15 protein-coding genes are annotated in these 14,539 nt (G+C 70.0%); all 15 read right to left on the bottom strand.

Annotated features, from left to right (window positions below):
* Nucleotides 1–621 (bottom strand): imidazoleglycerol-phosphate dehydratase HisB, encoded by a 621-nt coding sequence (gene hisB, locus Q7W02_01145; protein ID MDO8474796.1) that lies wholly within the window; start codon nt 619–621, stop codon nt 1–3.
* Complete coding sequence (gene hisD / locus Q7W02_01140; protein ID MDO8474795.1) at nt 618–1,928, bottom strand: histidinol dehydrogenase; 1,311 nt, start codon at nt 1,926–1,928, stop codon at nt 618–620. The genes hisB and hisD overlap by 4 nt, the downstream gene beginning before the upstream one ends.
* Nucleotides 1,925–2,560, bottom strand: a complete 636-nt coding sequence (hisG, locus tag Q7W02_01135) for an ATP phosphoribosyltransferase (GenBank protein ID MDO8474794.1) — start codon at nt 2,558–2,560, stop codon at nt 1,925–1,927. Before hisG ends, hisD begins: the two co-directional genes overlap by 4 nt.
* Before the next feature lies 1 nt (nt 2,561).
* Nucleotides 2,562–3,818: a UDP-N-acetylglucosamine 1-carboxyvinyltransferase gene (murA, locus tag Q7W02_01130; protein MDO8474793.1), complete on the bottom strand. Its 1,257-nt coding sequence runs from the start codon at nt 3,816–3,818 to the stop codon at nt 2,562–2,564.
* Nucleotides 3,818–4,729 (bottom strand): peptide chain release factor N(5)-glutamine methyltransferase, encoded by a 912-nt coding sequence (prmC, locus tag Q7W02_01125; protein ID MDO8474792.1) that lies wholly within the window; start codon nt 4,727–4,729, stop codon nt 3,818–3,820. The genes murA and prmC overlap by 1 nt, the downstream gene beginning before the upstream one ends.
* The gene (gene prfA / locus Q7W02_01120) at nt 4,726–5,793 is read right to left on the bottom strand and encodes a peptide chain release factor 1 (protein MDO8474791.1); all 1,068 of its coding nucleotides are present in this window, start codon (nt 5,791–5,793) and stop codon (nt 4,726–4,728) included. The genes prmC and prfA overlap by 4 nt, the downstream gene beginning before the upstream one ends.
* Nucleotides 5,794–5,906: 113 nt before the next feature.
* Nucleotides 5,907–6,122, bottom strand: a complete 216-nt coding sequence (gene rpmE, locus Q7W02_01115) for a 50S ribosomal protein L31 (GenBank protein ID MDO8474790.1) — start codon at nt 6,120–6,122, stop codon at nt 5,907–5,909.
* Between the two features lie 109 nt (nt 6,123–6,231).
* On the bottom strand, nt 6,232–7,542 hold the full coding sequence (gene rho / locus Q7W02_01110) for a transcription termination factor Rho (GenBank protein MDO8474789.1): 1,311 nt from the start codon (nt 7,540–7,542) through the stop codon (nt 6,232–6,234).
* 146 nt (nt 7,543–7,688) lie between these two features.
* Entirely contained in the window at nt 7,689–8,771 is a 1,083-nt protein-coding gene (locus Q7W02_01105; GenBank protein MDO8474788.1) for a peptidylprolyl isomerase, read from the bottom strand.
* Nucleotides 8,768–12,013, bottom strand: coding sequence for a transcription-repair coupling factor (gene mfd, locus Q7W02_01100; protein ID MDO8474787.1), 3,246 nt, complete (start codon nt 12,011–12,013; stop codon nt 8,768–8,770). Before mfd ends, Q7W02_01105 begins: the two co-directional genes overlap by 4 nt.
* A gap of 67 nt (nt 12,014–12,080) precedes the next feature.
* Nucleotides 12,081–12,734: a redox-sensing transcriptional repressor Rex gene (locus Q7W02_01095; protein ID MDO8474786.1), complete on the bottom strand. Its 654-nt coding sequence runs from the start codon at nt 12,732–12,734 to the stop codon at nt 12,081–12,083.
* 61 nt (nt 12,735–12,795) lie between these two features.
* Complete coding sequence (locus Q7W02_01090) at nt 12,796–13,083, bottom strand: ATP synthase F0 subunit C (protein MDO8474785.1); 288 nt, start codon at nt 13,081–13,083, stop codon at nt 12,796–12,798.
* 57 nt (nt 13,084–13,140) lie between these two features.
* Nucleotides 13,141–13,896 (bottom strand): F0F1 ATP synthase subunit A, encoded by a 756-nt coding sequence (gene atpB / locus Q7W02_01085; protein ID MDO8474784.1) that lies wholly within the window; start codon nt 13,894–13,896, stop codon nt 13,141–13,143.
* A gap of 4 nt (nt 13,897–13,900) precedes the next feature.
* Nucleotides 13,901–14,296, bottom strand: coding sequence for an ATP synthase subunit I (locus Q7W02_01080; GenBank protein ID MDO8474783.1), 396 nt, complete (start codon nt 14,294–14,296; stop codon nt 13,901–13,903).
* Nucleotides 14,283–14,525, bottom strand: a complete 243-nt coding sequence (locus tag Q7W02_01075) for an AtpZ/AtpI family protein (GenBank protein ID MDO8474782.1) — start codon at nt 14,523–14,525, stop codon at nt 14,283–14,285. Before Q7W02_01075 ends, Q7W02_01080 begins: the two co-directional genes overlap by 14 nt.
* Nucleotides 14,526–14,539 lie beyond the last annotated feature (14 nt).

Below are 14,539 nucleotides of genomic sequence, written 5' to 3'. Positions count from 1 at the left end.
CTACAGCGTCCCCTTCGTCGAGAGGACTCCGGCAATGCGCGGGTTGAGCCTCGTCGCCTCAGCCAGCGCCCGGCCGACCGTCTTGAACACGGCCTCGGCGATGTGGTGGAGGTTCTGGCCGTAGTGCATGTTGACGTGCAGCGTGATCTCGGCGTTGAAAGCGAAGGCGCGGAAAAAGTCCTCGAGCAGGTCGAGGTCGAAGTTCGAGATCCGCGTCCGCCTCACGGGCACGTTGAACACGAGGAAAGGCCGGCCGGAGATGTCCACCGCCGCGTGCAGGAGCGCCTCGTCCATGGGCAGGAAGGACGCACCGTAGCGCACGATGCCCACCCGGTCGCCCAGCGCCTCCCGGAACGCCTTGCCGAGGCAGATGCCGATGTCCTCGACCGTGTGGTGGAGATCCACCTCGAGGTCGCCGCGCGCGTCCACCGTCAGGTCCATGAGCCCGTGCTTGGCCCAGGCTTCGAGCATGTGATTGAAGAACGGGATGCCGGTTTCGACCTTGGAAGCGCCCGTGCCGTCCAACCCGACCTGCAGCACGATCTGCGTCTCCTTGGTCTTCCGCTCGACCCGTCCCTGGCGGAGGCCCAGGGGCGCCCCGCTCGCCATCGCTGCCGTCATGTCGTGCCTCCCGTTCGCTCGATGCGCACCGCCGCCGCGGCCCCGTGACCGTCGAGCCCTTCCACCCGCGCGAGCTCCGCCAGGTGCGGCGCCGCGTCCTGGAGCCCCGCCTCCCCGTACTGGATGACGCTCATTCGCTTCACGAAATCGTCCGTGCCGAGCGCCGACGCGAAGCGCGCCGTGCCCCCCGTCGGCAGCACGTGGTTCGGCCCGGCGACGTAGTCGCCAACGACCTCGGGGGTCAAGCGGCCGAGGAAGACGGCGCCCGCGTTCCGCACAAGCAAGAGCAGTGCCTCGGGATCTTCGACCTGGAGCTCGAGGTGCTCGGGCGCGAGCAGATTCGCGACCTCCACCGCCTCCTCCAGGCTCCGCGTCAGCACGAGGGCGCCGTGGGCCTCTAGCGCCGCGCCCGCGATTAGGCGCCTCGGCAGCGCGCCGAGCTGCCGTTCCGCCTCGCGCGCGACGCGATCGATCAGCGCCCGCGAGGGAGTCAGGAGAACGGCGCGGGCCATCGGGTCGTGCTCGGCCTGGGCGAGGAGGTCCGCCGCCACGAAGACCGCATCGGCGCTCTCGTCGGCCACGACCACGATCTCGCTCGGTCCCGCCACCATGTCAATGCCCACGTCGCCGAAGACCCGGCTCTTGGCGAGCGCGACGTAGAGGTTGCCCGGCCCGACGATCTTGTCGACGCGACGGATCGTCTCGGTCCCGTAGGCCAGCGCGGCCACGGCCTGCGCGCCGCCGACCCGGTACGCCTCTGTCACGCCCGCCACCCGAGCGGCGGCGAGCACGGCGGCGTTCAGCGACTTGTCGGCAGACGGCGGGGAAACCAGCACGATCTCCCTCACGCCGGCGACCCGCGCGGGGATGACGGTCATCAGCACCGTGGACGGATACGGCGCTCGCCCGCCGGGGACATACACCGCCACGCGGTCGATCGGCCGCACTTCCTGGCCCAGCCGCGAGCCCAGGGCATCGGTCATCCGCCAGGAGCGCGGCGCGGACTCGCGATGGAAGCGCTCGATCCGCCCCGCGGCGTAGCGAAGCGCCCGCATGGTCGTGTCGCCCACGGTCCGTTCCGCCGCATCCAGCTCCGACGGCGTCACCGCCAGCTCCCTCGCCGTGAGGGCGACGTGGTCGAAGCGCTCCGTGAACTCCAGCAGCGCCGCGTCGCCCTTGTCGCGCACAGCGGCCACGATCTCCTCGACGCGCCGGTGGATCTCGGGATCGACGGCCGCCGGCGACCGGTCGAGGGCCTTGGCCACTCCCGCGGCGCCCAGCGTGGCGGTCTCCATCCGCCTGATCATTTGGCGGCTTCCTGGCGCATGGCGGCGATCAGGGCGTTGACGCGGGCGTGGGCCGTCTTGAGCGACGCGCGGTTCACGATGAGCCGCGCCGTCGAGGACATGATCTCCGCGACCTCGACCAGGCCGTTGGCCCGGAGCGTCTCGCCCGACTGGACCAGGTCCACGATGCGCTCGGCGAGACCCACGAGCGGCGCCAGCTCGATCGAGCCGTCGAGCCGGATCATCTCGACCTGGATGCCGCGCTCGGAAAAGTACCGCTCGGTCAGCGCCGGGTACTTGGTCGCCACGCGGACCCAGGACCACTTGGTCGGGTCATCGCGCTCCCAGAGCTCCCGCGGCTCCGCCACGACCAGCCGGCAGAAGCCGAACCCGAGATCGACCGGCTCGTACACGTCGGGCTGCTGCTCGGCGAGGATATCCTTGCCCACGATGCCGAGATCGGCGGCGCCGTACTCGACGTAGGTCGGGATGTCCGCGGGCTTCAGGAAGATGAAGCGCAGGTCGCGGTCCGCGTCGGTGAGCAGGAGGCGGCGCGTGTCGGCCTCGAGCCCCCGGATGCCCATGGCGGAGAGCAGCTGGAGCGCGGGATCGAGCAGCCGGCCCTTGGGCAGCGCCACAGTCAGCGGGGGCATGTTACCCGACCCTCAGGATGCGGGCGCCGAGCGACTGGAGCTTCTTCTCGAGGGCCTCGTAGCCGCGATCCAGGTGGTAGACGCGCGAGACCTCGGTGGTGCCGCGCGCCACGAGCCCGGCCAGCACGAGCGAGGCCGAGGCGCGCAGATCGGTCGCCATGACGGGCGCGCCTTGGTACGCGGCGACGCCGCGCACGACCGCGATGGACCCCTCCGTCTCGATCAGCGCGCCCATGCGGCAGAGCTCGGCCACGTGCATGAACCGGTTCTCGAAGATGGTCTCCGTGATCTTGCTGAGCCCGTCGGCCAGCCCAAGGAGCGTCATCATCTGGGCCTGCATGTCGGTCGGAAAGCCCGGGAACGGGCTCGTGATGATGTCGGCCGCCCTTGGGCGCGCCGACCCGACACAACGGATCCTGTCGCCGTCGACGGTCAAGGCCGCGCCGCACTCTTCGAGCTTCGCCAGGGTCGCCGTCATGTGGCGCGGCGCCACCCCGGTGACCGTCACGTCTCCGCCGCTGATCGCCCCGGCGACGAGCAGGGTGCCCGCCTCGATCCTGTCGGGAATGATTCGGTGCCGGGCTCCGCCGAGCTCGGCCACGCCCTCGATCTCGATGCGCTCGGTGCCCGCGCCCTCGATGCGCGCGCCCATGGCGATGAGCAGCCGGGCCAGGTCGGCCACCTCGGGCTCGCGCGCGGCGTTCTCCAGCACGGTCACGCCCTCGGCGAGCGCGGCGGCCATCATGAGGTTCTCGGTGCCGGTGACCGTGACGAGGTCGGTCGTGATCCGCGCGCCCTTGAGCCGGCTCGCCCGGGCTTCGATGTACCCGCTCTCGATGACGATGTCGGCGCCGAGCCGGGCCAGGCCCTTCAGGTGCTGGTCGATGGGGCGCACGCCGATGGCGCAGCCGCCGGGCAACGCGACGCGCGCCACCCCGGTGCGCGCCAGGAGCGGCCCCAGCACGACCACCGAAGCGCGCATGGTGGACACGAGCTCGTACGGCGCCTCGTGGCTCGCCACGCGCTTGACCTGGAGCCGCGTGGCGCCGCCGGGCCCCACGGACGTCTCGGCGCCCAGCTTCTCGAGGAGCTTGCGCATGGTCACCACGTCGGCCAAGGCCGGGACGTTCTCGAGCATCACCGGCTGGGCCGTCAGCACGCTCGCGGCCATGGCGGGCAGGGCCGCATTCTTGGCGGCGCTGACCTGGACCTCGCCCCGCAGCGGGGTGCCGCCTTCGATAACCAGACGGGCCGGCATCAGCAGCCCATCCTCTGGGCCGCCGCAGCCGGGGGCGGCGCCGACGCCGCGCCTTCGGCCCACCGGCCCTCGATGTAACGCTCGACGTCGCGCAGGTCGCGATGCGCGCCGATACGCGAGAAGCCCTCGGCGGCCATCAGCGAGGCCAGCGGCCCGGCCTGCTCCTCGCCGATCTCCATCAGGAGCCACGCGTCCGGGCGGAGGAAGCGCGGCGCCTCGGTGATGATCCGCCGCAGCACGCGCATGCCGTCGGGCCCGCCGTCGAGCGCCAGCCGCGGCTCGAAGCGCTCGACCTCCGCCGGAAGACCCGCGATGATCCCGCTGGGAAGATAGGGCGGGTTGGCGACGACCATGTCGAGGCTCCCGCCCAGCGAGGCCAGCGGGCCGAAGAGATCCCCGGCCAGGAGCCTCACGCGCGACGCGAGCCCGAGCGTGCGCACGTTGTCCGAGGCCACGGCCAGCGCGCCTAAAGATTGGTCCACGGCCAGCACCTCGAGATCGGGGCGGGCGGCCGCGAGCCCGCAGGCGATGGCCCCGCTGCCCGTGCCGATGTCGGCCACGACCGCCCCAGGGCGGTCGGCGAGAAGCTCGAGCGCGCGCTCCACAAGGCCTTCGGTTTCGGGACGCGGGATCAGGACGTCGGGCGTCACCGCGATCCTGAGACCGCGGAACTCCTCGTAGCCCAGGATGTGCTGGACGGGCTCGTGCGCCGCGCGCCGGTCCACGAGGGCTCTGAAGCTGGCGGCCGCGCGCGGGTCGACCGAACGGCGCGGCTCGACGTAGACGGTGAGCCGGTCGGTCCCGAGCGCTTGGGCCATGAGGCGAAGGGCGTCCTGGCGGGCGCATTCGAGCCCGGCGAGCGCCAGGCGCCGGGTGCCCTCTGCGAGGAGCGATGCGGCGGTGATCGTCACGACGCGGCTCCGAGCTTCCGCCGCTGATCCTCGGCGCTCAGCGCGTCCAGGATCTCGTCGAGGTCGCCCTCGAGGACGGCCGGCAAACGATGGATCGTGAGGTTGATGCGGTGGTCCGAGATGCGGCCCTGGGGGAAGTTGTAGGTGCGGATCCGCTCGCTGCGCTCGCCCGTGCCGACCTGGCTGCGGCGGTCGGCGGCGATGGCGGCGGCCTGCTCCTCCTGCGCGCGCTCGAGCAGCCGCGCCTTGAGCACCCGGAGCGCCTTCGCGCGGTTCTTGATCTGGGAGCGCTCGTCCTGGCAGGTGACGACGAGCCCCGTCGGGATGTGGGTCAGCCGCACGGCGGAGTCGGTCGTGTTGACGCCCTGCCCGCCGGGTCCCGACGACCGATACACGTCCACCCGGATGTCCTTCTCCTCGACCTTGATGTCAACGTCCTCGGCCTCGGGAAGGACGGCGACCGTCACCGTGGAGGTGTGGATGCGGCCGCTCGACTCGGTCTGCGGCACCCGCTGGACGCGGTGCACGCCGCGCTCGAACTTGAGCCGGCTCCAGGCGCCGCGGCCCTGGATGGACAGCACGATCTCCTTGAAGCCGCCCACGCCGGTCGCGTGGCTGTCGATCACCTCGACCTTCCACCTCTGGCGCTCCGAGTACTTCGTGTACATCCGCGCGAGGTCGGCGGCGAAGAGCCCCGCCTCGTCCCCGCCGGCGCCGGCGCGGATCTCCACGAAGACGTTCTTGTCGTCGTTGGGATCCTTCGGAAGGATCAGCGCGCGCAGCTCGTCCTCGAGCTTGCCCTGGCGGGCGGCGAGCTCGTCCACCTCGGCCTGCGCCATCTCGCGCATCTCGCGGTCGGCGTCCGCGGCGGCCATGTGACGGGCCTCCTCGAGACGTCCCAGGAGCTGCTTGTACTCCTCGAACTTCTGGACGACCTCGGAAAGCTCCGAGGCGGCCTTGGCAGTCTTGGCGTAGGCGGCCGGCTGGCCGATGACGGCGGGGTCGGCCATCGAGCGGGTCAGCTCGCGGTACCGCTCCTCGATCTGGCGGAGCTTGTCAAACATGGCGCGCCCTCATCGGGAGCTGGGCAGACAATGACGCCGCCGCGCACGGGGACGGGAACAGGAAGCCCTTCGGGACGCTGACTGCGTGGCGCGGCGCGCGGCCGGCCTGTGCCCTACCCCTCCGCGATCGGCTTCCTCTTGTACTTCCGCTGGAAGCGCTCGACGCGGCCGGCCGTGTCCAGGAACTTCTGCTTGCCGGTAAAGAACGGGTGGCACTTGGAGCACACCTCCACCCGGATCTGCGGCTGGGTGGAGCGGGTGTGGATGACCTCCCCGCAGTTACAGGTAATCGTGGTGTCGACGTATTCGGGATGAATGCCAGCCTTCACGGTTCACCTCCTGTATAAATGCGAATGAAACTCAGAGGATACCAGCGAAGGCGACAAAACGCAAGAAATCCGATACTTCCACCTGATAGACCCCCCAGGGGCGGGGGACCTACCCCATCTGGCTCATCGCGCTCAGGAAGTCCTTGTTGGTCTTGGTCAGCTTGACTTTGTCGAGGAGCAGCTCCATGGCCTCGACCGGGTTCAGCTGAGTCAACGCCTTGCGGAGCAGCCAGACCTTCTGGAGCTCGTCCTTCTCGAGGAGGAGCTCCTCCTTGCGGGTGCCGGTCTGCTCGATGTTGATGGTCGGGAAGACCCGCTTGTCCATGAGGCGCCGGTCCAAGTGCACCTCCATGTTGCCGGTGCCCTTGAACTCCTCGAAGATCACGTCGTCCATCCGCGAGCCCGTGTCGACGAGGGCCGTCGCCATGATGGTGAGCGAGCCACCCTCCTCGATGTTCCGCGCGGCGGCGAAGAAGCGCCGCGGCCGCTGCAGCGCGTTGGCGTCGAGGCCGCCCGAGAGCACCTTGCCCGACGACGGGATGACCGCGTTGTGGGCGCGGGCGAAGCGGGTGATGGAGTCCAGGAGGATGACGACATCTCTCTTGTGTTCGACCAGGCGTTTGGCCTTCTCGATGACCATGTCGGCCACCTGCACGTGCCGCTGCGGCGGCTCGTCGAAGGTCGAGGAGATGACCTCGCCCTTGACCGAACGCTGCATGTCGGTGACCTCCTCGGGCCGCTCGTCGATCAGCAGCACGATCAGGTACACCTCGGGGTGGTTCTTGGCGATGGCGTTGGCGAGATTCTGCAGGAGCATCGTCTTGCCCGTGCGCGGTGCCGCGACAATGAGACCGCGCTGCCCCTTGCCGATGGGGCAGAGCAGATCCATGACCCGCGTCGTCAGGTTCTCCGATTCGTGCTCGAGCCTCAGCCGCTCCATCGGGTAGAGCGGCGTGAGATTGTCGAAGATGGTCTTGTCGCGCGACTGCTCGGGCGTCTCGAAGTTGATCGCCTCGACCTTCAGCAGCGCGAAGTAGCGCTCGGTGTCCTTCGGCGGCCGCACCTGGCCCGAGATCGTGTCACCCGTGCGCAGGTCGAAGCGGCGGATCTGCGACGGCGAGACGTAGATGTCGTCGGGCCCCGGCAGGTAGTTGTAGTCCGGCGCGCGGAGGAAGCCGAAGCCGTCGGGCAGGACCTCGAGGACGCCCTCGGCGAAGATGAGCCCGTCCCGCTCCGCCTGGCCCTGCAGGATCTTGAAGATCAGCTCCTGCTTCCGGAGGCCGCTGAAGCCCTGGACACCTAGGTCTTTGGCGACCGTGTTCAGCTCGGTGATGGTTTTATCCTTCAGCTCGGACAGGTTCATCCTGTTGCCTCCTACCCCACCGGGCTCGGACGAAGCCTCATCGGTGGCGTCGGACATCTTCGGCGAGGGCCGTTTGGGACTACGCTGCGAGATGGCGATCTCCGGGGGGTTGAATGTGTACGGGGTGCTGGACTCGACTACTTGAATCAATCTCCCACAGCCCCGCGGGAGATGTCAAACGAATTCTCGGGGGCTTCAGGCTGTCAGAGGCGCATCTCGATAATGGCCTTGCCTCGGATCTCGACCAGCCACTCGTTCAGCCGAACGTCGTACTTCTGCTTGTACAAGATGTCGCGGATCTGGTTGCGCGCCTGGGTCAGCTGCTCGCCCGCCAGCGTCTCCTTGGACTCGAGCTCGAACAGGTGGTAGCCGACCTCGGAGCGGAACGGTGACGAGTGCTCCCCGGGTGAGAGCCGCAGGATGGCCTTCTCGATGTCGGGCGCCAGCTCGGCCCGCTTGAGCACACCGAGCCGGCCGCCATTTTTGGCGGTCGCGGTATCGTCGGAGAACTCCCGCGCCAGCTCGCCGAACTCCTCCCCGCCCATGACACGCGTGTAGACGTCCTCCGTGCGCCGCCTCGCCGCCTGCCAGCCGTCCTCCCCCGCCCCCGCAGGCGGCACGAAGAGGATGTGCCGCGCCTCGAAAGACAGGCCCGTCTCGAGCTTCTCGCGGTTGGCGTTGAGGTACTGGTCGATGTCCTCCTCGGTCACCGAGATGCGGAGGTTGACCTTGCGGCGCTTGATGCGCTCCACCAGCAGCTGCTCCCGGAGCCGCTTCTTGACTCCGTCCAGGGTCAGCCCCTGGGCCTTGACCAACTGTTCGAATTCGACCTCGTTCTTGGCGCCCAGCCGCTTCTGGATCTCGTCGAGCTGCTCCTTCATCTCCGCGTCGTCGACCACGATCTTCTCGCGCTCGGCCTGCTGGAGCTGGAGGCGCTTCTCGATGATGCCGGCCAGCGTCTTCTCGCGAAGCGCCGCGCGCTCCTCGGGCGTCGACGGCGCCTGCTTGGTCTCGTAGACGGAATAGGCCTCTGCCTCCTCCAGCTCGTACAGCGTGACGGCGTCGCTGTTGACGACGCAGATGACGCGGTCCACGACCAAGTCGTCGTCCGTGGGCGGCGCGGGCCGCGAGAGGATCGGGGCGCGGACCTCGTGGGGAGGCGGCGGGGGCGGCGGGGGCTCGGGCGCCTTGGCCTTGCCCACGAGCGGCACCCACGAGGGGGCGGAGCAGCCGGACAGCGCGAAAACGACCGCGGCCGCCAGGACGAGGCGCGCCGCACCGCTCACGCGAGAGACTCCAGGAGGGCCCGGAGCGCGTCGCGCACCGCCGGCCAGGGACCCGCAGGGATCGCTGCCTCCAACATGAACTCCTTCCGCATGCGCACTCCGCCGGCGGTCCGGCCGATGACGGCCAGGATCCGCTCGGGCGTTACGGGCGTCGACGGGGCGAAGGTCACGAGCGCTCGGCCCCCGCCGGCCTCGACGCGCTCGGCGTGAAGTCGTCGGGCCAGCGCCCGAAGCCCGACCACGTCGAGCAGCGCCTCCACCGGCGGCGGCGGCGGGCCGAAGCGGTCCGCGAGCTCGGCCCGCATCTCCACGATCGCCCCGTCCCCGTCCCCGCCTCCGCCCAGGTCCGTCAACCGCTGGTAGATCGCGAGCCGCTGATTGACCTCGGGAACGTAGGCGTCAGGCAGGAGCGCCTCGACGCCCACCGTGATGACCGGATCCACCGTGGTCCCGGCCGGTTCGCCCTTCAATTCTCTCACGGCCTCGGCCAGGAGCTTGGTGTAAAGATCGAACCCCACGGCCGCGATGTGGCCGTGCTGCTCGGCACCGAGTAGGTTGCCGGAGCCGCGGATCTCCAGGTCGCGCATGGCGAGCCGGAAGCCGGCGCCGAGCTCCGTCATGTCCTCGATGACGCGCAGGCGCCGCTGCGCCGTCTCGTCGAGACGGCCGTCGGCGGGCACCAAGAGGTACGCGTAGGCCTGCTGGCGCTCCCGTCCAACGCGTCCGCGCAGCTGGTAGAGCTGGGCCAGGCCGAAGCGGTCGGCGCGGTTGATGATGATGGTGTTCGACGCCGGGATGTCGAGCCCCGACTCGACGATGGCCGTCGAGACCAGCACGTCGGCCTGCCCGTCGACGAACTTGATCATCACCGACTCGAGCTCCCGCTCGCGCATCTGCCCGTGCCCCATGACCACACGCGCCTCGGGGCAGAGCGCCTGGATGAAGGCGGTCATGGACGGCAGCGACTGGACGCGGTTGTGGACGAAGAAGACCTGTCCGCCGCGGCCAAGCTCCCGCTCGATCGCCTCCTTGATCACGGCACGGCTGAAGCCGGTGACCACGGTCTCCACCGGCAGTCGGTCGAGCGGCGGCGTCTCGATCACCGAGAGGTCCCGCACGCCCGCCAGCGACATGTACAGCGTGCGCGGGATCGGCGTGGCCGTGAGCGTCAGCGCGTCCACCGACGCGCGCAGCTGCTTGACACGCTCCTTGTGGGTGACGCCGAAGCGGTGCTCCTCGTCCACCACGAGGAGACCCAAGTTGCGAAATTGCACGTCCTTAGAGAGCAGCCGGTGGGTGCCGATGACAACGTCCACGGCGCCGGTCCGCAGGCCCTCGACGACCGCCTTCTGCTCTTTCGGGCTGCGGAAGCGCGAGAGAACCTCCACGCGCGCCGGGAACGCGCTGAAGCGGTCGCTGAAGGTATGGAAGTGCTGCTGGGCGAGCACGGTGGTCGGCACGAGGACAGCCACCTGACGGCCGTCGGCCACCGCCTTGAAGGCCGCGCGCAGCGCGACTTCGGTCTTGCCGTAGCCCACGTCACCCGCCACGAGCCGGTCCATGGGGCGCTGGCGCTCGAGGTCGGCCTTGACGTCCTCGATGGCGCGCAGCTGGTCGGGCGTCTCCTCGAAGCGGAAGGCGGCCTCGAACTCGCGCTGCCAGGGCGTGTCGGGGGAAAAGGGCGCCCGCTCGGCGACGGAGCGGGCAGCGTAGAGCCGGAGGAGCTGCTCGGCCATCTGGCGAACGGCCGCGCGCACCGACTCCTTGATGCGCTGCCAGGCGCCGCCGCCCATGCGGTCGAGCCGAGCCGCGCCCGAGGGCGCACCCATGTACTTGGAGATGAGGTCGAGCCGCTCGACGGGCAGGTAGAGCCGGCCGCCCTCGGCGTACTCGAGGAGGAGGAAGTCGGCTTCGCGGCCGTCCACGGCCATGGTCTGAAGCCCGTGGTAGCGGCCGACGCCGTGGGACTCGTGGACCACGAGGTCGTTGGGGTTGAGGTCGGTGAAGGCCGCGATGGCCTGGCCCCGCTGGAAGACCGGGCGGCGAAGCCGGCGGCGCCGCGCGCCGAAGATGTCTTCCTCGGCGAGAAGGACGAGACCCAGCGCCGGCAGCTGGAAGCCGGCGGCGCAATCACCCGCGATGACACCGAGCCCCTCGCCGCTCCAGAGGGACGCCCCGGGCCAGGGCTCGAGGTCGTGCTCGGCCAGGATGCCCCGGAGACGGACGGCCTGCTGCTCGTCGTCCACGACGAGGCGCACGGCAAAGCCCTCGGCCCGCCAGCCTCGGATCTCGCCGGCCAGCTCCTTGAAGCGGCCCTGGAAGCCGCCCACCGAGCGCGCGCCCATGGCCACGCGCGGCGCGCTCCCGGCTCCGCGCTGGAGCAGCGGCAGCTCGAGCCGCTGGAAGCCGGACAGCGCCTCCGCGAGCGGCACGGCCGAGGGCGCGTCCTCAGGGGGCGCTTCGAGGAGCGCCGGGTCGTCGAGAATCACCAGCGCGTCGCGCGGAAGCCAGGCCGAGAGCAGGACGGCCGAGCCCGGATCGGCCCCGAGCGGCAGGACAACGATCTCGCGGAGCGACTCGACCGAGCGCTGGGTCGTGGGGTCGAAGAGACGCAGCGACTCGACCTCGTCGCCCAGGAACTCGGCCCGCACCGGCCGCTCGCGCGCGGGCGAGAACACGTCCACGATCCCGCCCCTGAGACTCCACTGCCCGACCTCGACCACGGTGTCCACGCGCTCGTAGCCCGCGGCCTCGAGCCGGCCGAGGAGCGTTCCGCGCTCGATCGTGCCGCCGACCTCCAGGGAGAAGGTGCGCGCGCGGAACTCACCGGGCGGGAGCAGCGGGGCGGCGAGCGCGGAGGGCGTCGCGACCACGACGACGGGGCGCCCGCTCGCCATATAGTGGCAGGCCCGCGCGCGCTCGGCCGCGTGGTCCCGATGCCGGCCGCGCCACGAGGCGCGCTCGGCGGGCGGGAACTCCAGCACGGGCGCGGTGCCCGCGCCCTCGAGGCTCTCCAGGAAGAATCGCGCGTCCTCGGCCATCCGGTGCCGCTCCGGCATTCCGGGTGCCAGCAGCAGCGCGGGCCGTCCCGTCTCGCTCACGAGAGCGGCGGCCACGAGGGCGCGGGCGGAGCCCCAGAGCCCATCGGCCTGGAGACAAGGAACTCCCCGGGCGAGGGCCGCCCCGAGCTCTCCAAGCGCGGCCCACCGGGACAGGAGCGACTCCGAAGCCGTGACGTTCATGAACGCTTGCTGCGTGACACCGGGATCTACGCTACCACGATGCAGCGGGAGCGGCTTGGGTTGGACGTCAGGCCCTCGGGCCCTGCGCCAGATAGAAGCTCAGGGTTTCGAGCTCGATGGAGAGGTCCACGCTCTTGAAGCGGACGTCCTTCGGCGCGCGGATCCGGCCGGGGGCGAAATTGAGGATCGCCTTGATGCCTGCCTCGACGAGGGTCTCCGTCACGGGCTGCGCCGACTCGGCGGGCACGGCCACGATCGCGAGCTGCAGGTTGCGGGCCTTGGCCTCGCGGGGCAGATCGCGGAGCGGTAGGATGGGCACGCCGTCGGCCGTCTGCCCGATCTTGCCTGGGTCGTCGTCGAAGATGGCTGCGATCCGGAAGCCCTGGCGCGCGAAGCCCTTGTAGTGGAAGAGCGCGGAGCCGAGGTTGCCGAAGCCGACGAGCGCCACCTGCCACTCGCGATCGAGGCCGAGGATGCGCTGCAGCTCCGCCTTGAGCCCCGAGACGTAGTAGCCGATGCCGCGCACGCCGAATTCGCCGAAGTAGGCGAGGTCCTTCCTGACCTGCGCGGAGTTCAGGCTGAAGCGCTCGGCCAGATCCTGGGAGGAGATCGTCTTGACGCCGTCCTCCTCGAGCTGCTGGAGGCAGCGCGTGTAGACGGACAGCCTCCGCACCGTCATCTCCGGGATGCGGGGGATCTTGAAGGGCGAGCGTCGGGCCATTGCGGCGCGGCTCCGGGCGTCCCGGGAGCGGGGCCCGGGACGCTCGAGTCTCAGGCTGTCGCTACGACTTCACGAACAGCAGGATGACCGCGATGACGAAGACGAACAGCACCAACGACTCGATGAAGGCCAGGCCGAGCAGCATCGCGGTCTGGATGCGGGCGATGGCGCCGGGCTGGCGCGCCATGGCATCCACGGCCGAGCCGGCCGCGCGGCCCTGGCCCAGTCCGCAGAGGCCCGCAGCCAGACCGAAACCGATCCCCGCGGCCAGGAAGGCGAAGGCCTTCGGGAAATCGCCCGCCCCGGCCTCGGCCGCCCAGGCCATCGCGGGGGCCGTCACAACCGCCATCAGAGTCATAGTGAGAATGCGTCGCACGGCGCTCCTCCTTGTCGTGGTGATTACAGCCTAGTGGTGTTCGGTTTCCTCGACGGCCGCGGCGATGTAGAGCATGGCCAGCTTGCAGAAGATGAAGGTCTGGATCAGCGCCACGAGGATCTTGAGCGGGAACAGAAAGCCGATCACGAAGACGACCAGGATGGCCGCCGCCGGCGCCCCTATCAGGATCCCGCCCAGCGAGCCGGAGAGCGCCCAACCCAGCATCCCGTCCAGCCCCATCATGAAGAAGAAGATCGCGAGCAGGATGTGGCCCGCCATCATGTTCCCGAAGAGCCGGAGCGAGAGCGACAGCGGCCGGGCGCAGTGGCTGATGATCTCGATGACGAACATCAGCGGCTTGAGCGCCGTGGGCACGGGACCCGCGAAGTGCTTGAGGTAGGGCACCAGGCCCTGCTTCCTGACGCCGATCCAGTGGTACGTGAAGAACACGATGAGCGCGCAGGCCGCCGTGGTGTTGAGGTTGGCGGTCGGCGCGATCAGGCCGGGCACGAGCCCCATCAGGTTCGACGTCAGGATGAACAGCCCGAGCGTCGCGATGAGCGGAAGATAGCGGCGGCCGCCGTGCCCGATGGTCTCGTCGAGCTCGTTCACGAACTGCTCGAGCACGAGCTCCATGAAATTCTGCGATCCGCGCGGCACCATCTGGAGCCGGCGCGTGGATACGACGGCCACGACGAGCAGGATCCCCATGACGATCCACATGTAGAGGACCTGGTCCGGGATCGAGGGGATGCGGAAGATCGGCGGGTGCTCGATGAGCTCCATGGGCCTAGGCGTCCTTGGACGCGGCTGGGGGCTCTTCCGGGCGGGAATGCAGCAGCCCCTGAACGAAAAGGACGGGCGGCAGGGCGGCCAGCCCCAGTCCCACGGCCGCAGGATGGACCCAGCCCTGGGCGACCAGCAGGCCGAGCCCTCCGAACGTGACGAACTGGCGCAGCCCGATGCGTCCGACGCGCGCGAGACCGCCGCGCCCCTCGGCCACGAGCGCGACGGCGCGTCCCACGTCCCTCGCGAGCCAGCGGAAGTTGATCAGCGCGATGCCGCCGCCGCCCGCCACTCCGGCCGCAGCCGGGACCCCTGCCCACCACCAGGCCGCGCCGCTCAGCACGGCGACGGTGCAGGCGCCCGCCCACATCACGCGCGAGGTCAGGTCAGCTGCTGCCATCAGATTGATCCATCCCGTTCAAAGCCTTGATGGTCCGGTAGAAGTTCACGCCGGCGGCCGCGATGCCGAGCCCGAGCCCGCTCAGCAGGAGCCACGGCTGCGTCCCCAGCCACCGATCCGCGAAATACCCGATGCCGAGCCCGACGGCGACACACGCGAAGAGCATGGTGCCGAGACTGACGAGCTGAGCGGTCTGTCCCGGTGACGGCTTTCCACTGCCTCCCGCCATGTGAATAGGAACAC

The organism is Candidatus Rokuibacteriota bacterium (genome assembly GCA_030647435.1).
In the GTDB taxonomy this organism is placed as follows: domain Bacteria; phylum Methylomirabilota; class Methylomirabilia; order Rokubacteriales; family CSP1-6; genus AR37.
This window is presented reverse-complemented; position numbering and strand designations above follow the sequence as displayed.

Bases quoted from the DNA above. Each gene is read 5' to 3' on its own strand.
- hisB (MDO8474796.1), bottom strand. From the start codon at position 621: ATGACGGCAGCGATGGCGAGCGGGGCGCCCCTGGGCCTCCGCCAGGGA.
- hisD (MDO8474795.1), bottom strand. From the start codon at position 1,928: ATGATCAGGCGGATGGAGACCGCCACGCTGGGCGCCGCGGGAGTGGCC.
- hisG (MDO8474794.1), bottom strand. From the start codon at position 2,560: ATGCCCCCGCTGACTGTGGCGCTGCCCAAGGGCCGGCTGCTCGATCCC.
- murA (MDO8474793.1), bottom strand. From the start codon at position 3,818: ATGCCGGCCCGTCTGGTTATCGAAGGCGGCACCCCGCTGCGGGGCGAG.
- prfA (MDO8474791.1), bottom strand. From the start codon at position 5,793: ATGTTTGACAAGCTCCGCCAGATCGAGGAGCGGTACCGCGAGCTGACC.
- rho (MDO8474789.1), bottom strand. From the start codon at position 7,542: ATGTCCGACGCCACCGATGAGGCTTCGTCCGAGCCCGGTGGGGTAGGA.
- mfd (MDO8474787.1), bottom strand. From the start codon at position 12,013: ATGAACGTCACGGCTTCGGAGTCGCTCCTGTCCCGGTGGGCCGCGCTT.
- Q7W02_01095 (MDO8474786.1), bottom strand. From the start codon at position 12,734: ATGGCCCGACGCTCGCCCTTCAAGATCCCCCGCATCCCGGAGATGACG.
- Q7W02_01090 (MDO8474785.1), bottom strand. From the start codon at position 13,083: ATGGCGGTTGTGACGGCCCCCGCGATGGCCTGGGCGGCCGAGGCCGGG.
- atpB (MDO8474784.1), bottom strand. From the start codon at position 13,896: ATGGAGCTCATCGAGCACCCGCCGATCTTCCGCATCCCCTCGATCCCG.
- Q7W02_01080 (MDO8474783.1), bottom strand. From the start codon at position 14,296: ATGGCAGCAGCTGACCTGACCTCGCGCGTGATGTGGGCGGGCGCCTGC.
- Q7W02_01075 (MDO8474782.1), bottom strand. From the start codon at position 14,525: ATGGCGGGAGGCAGTGGAAAGCCGTCACCGGGACAGACCGCTCAGCTC.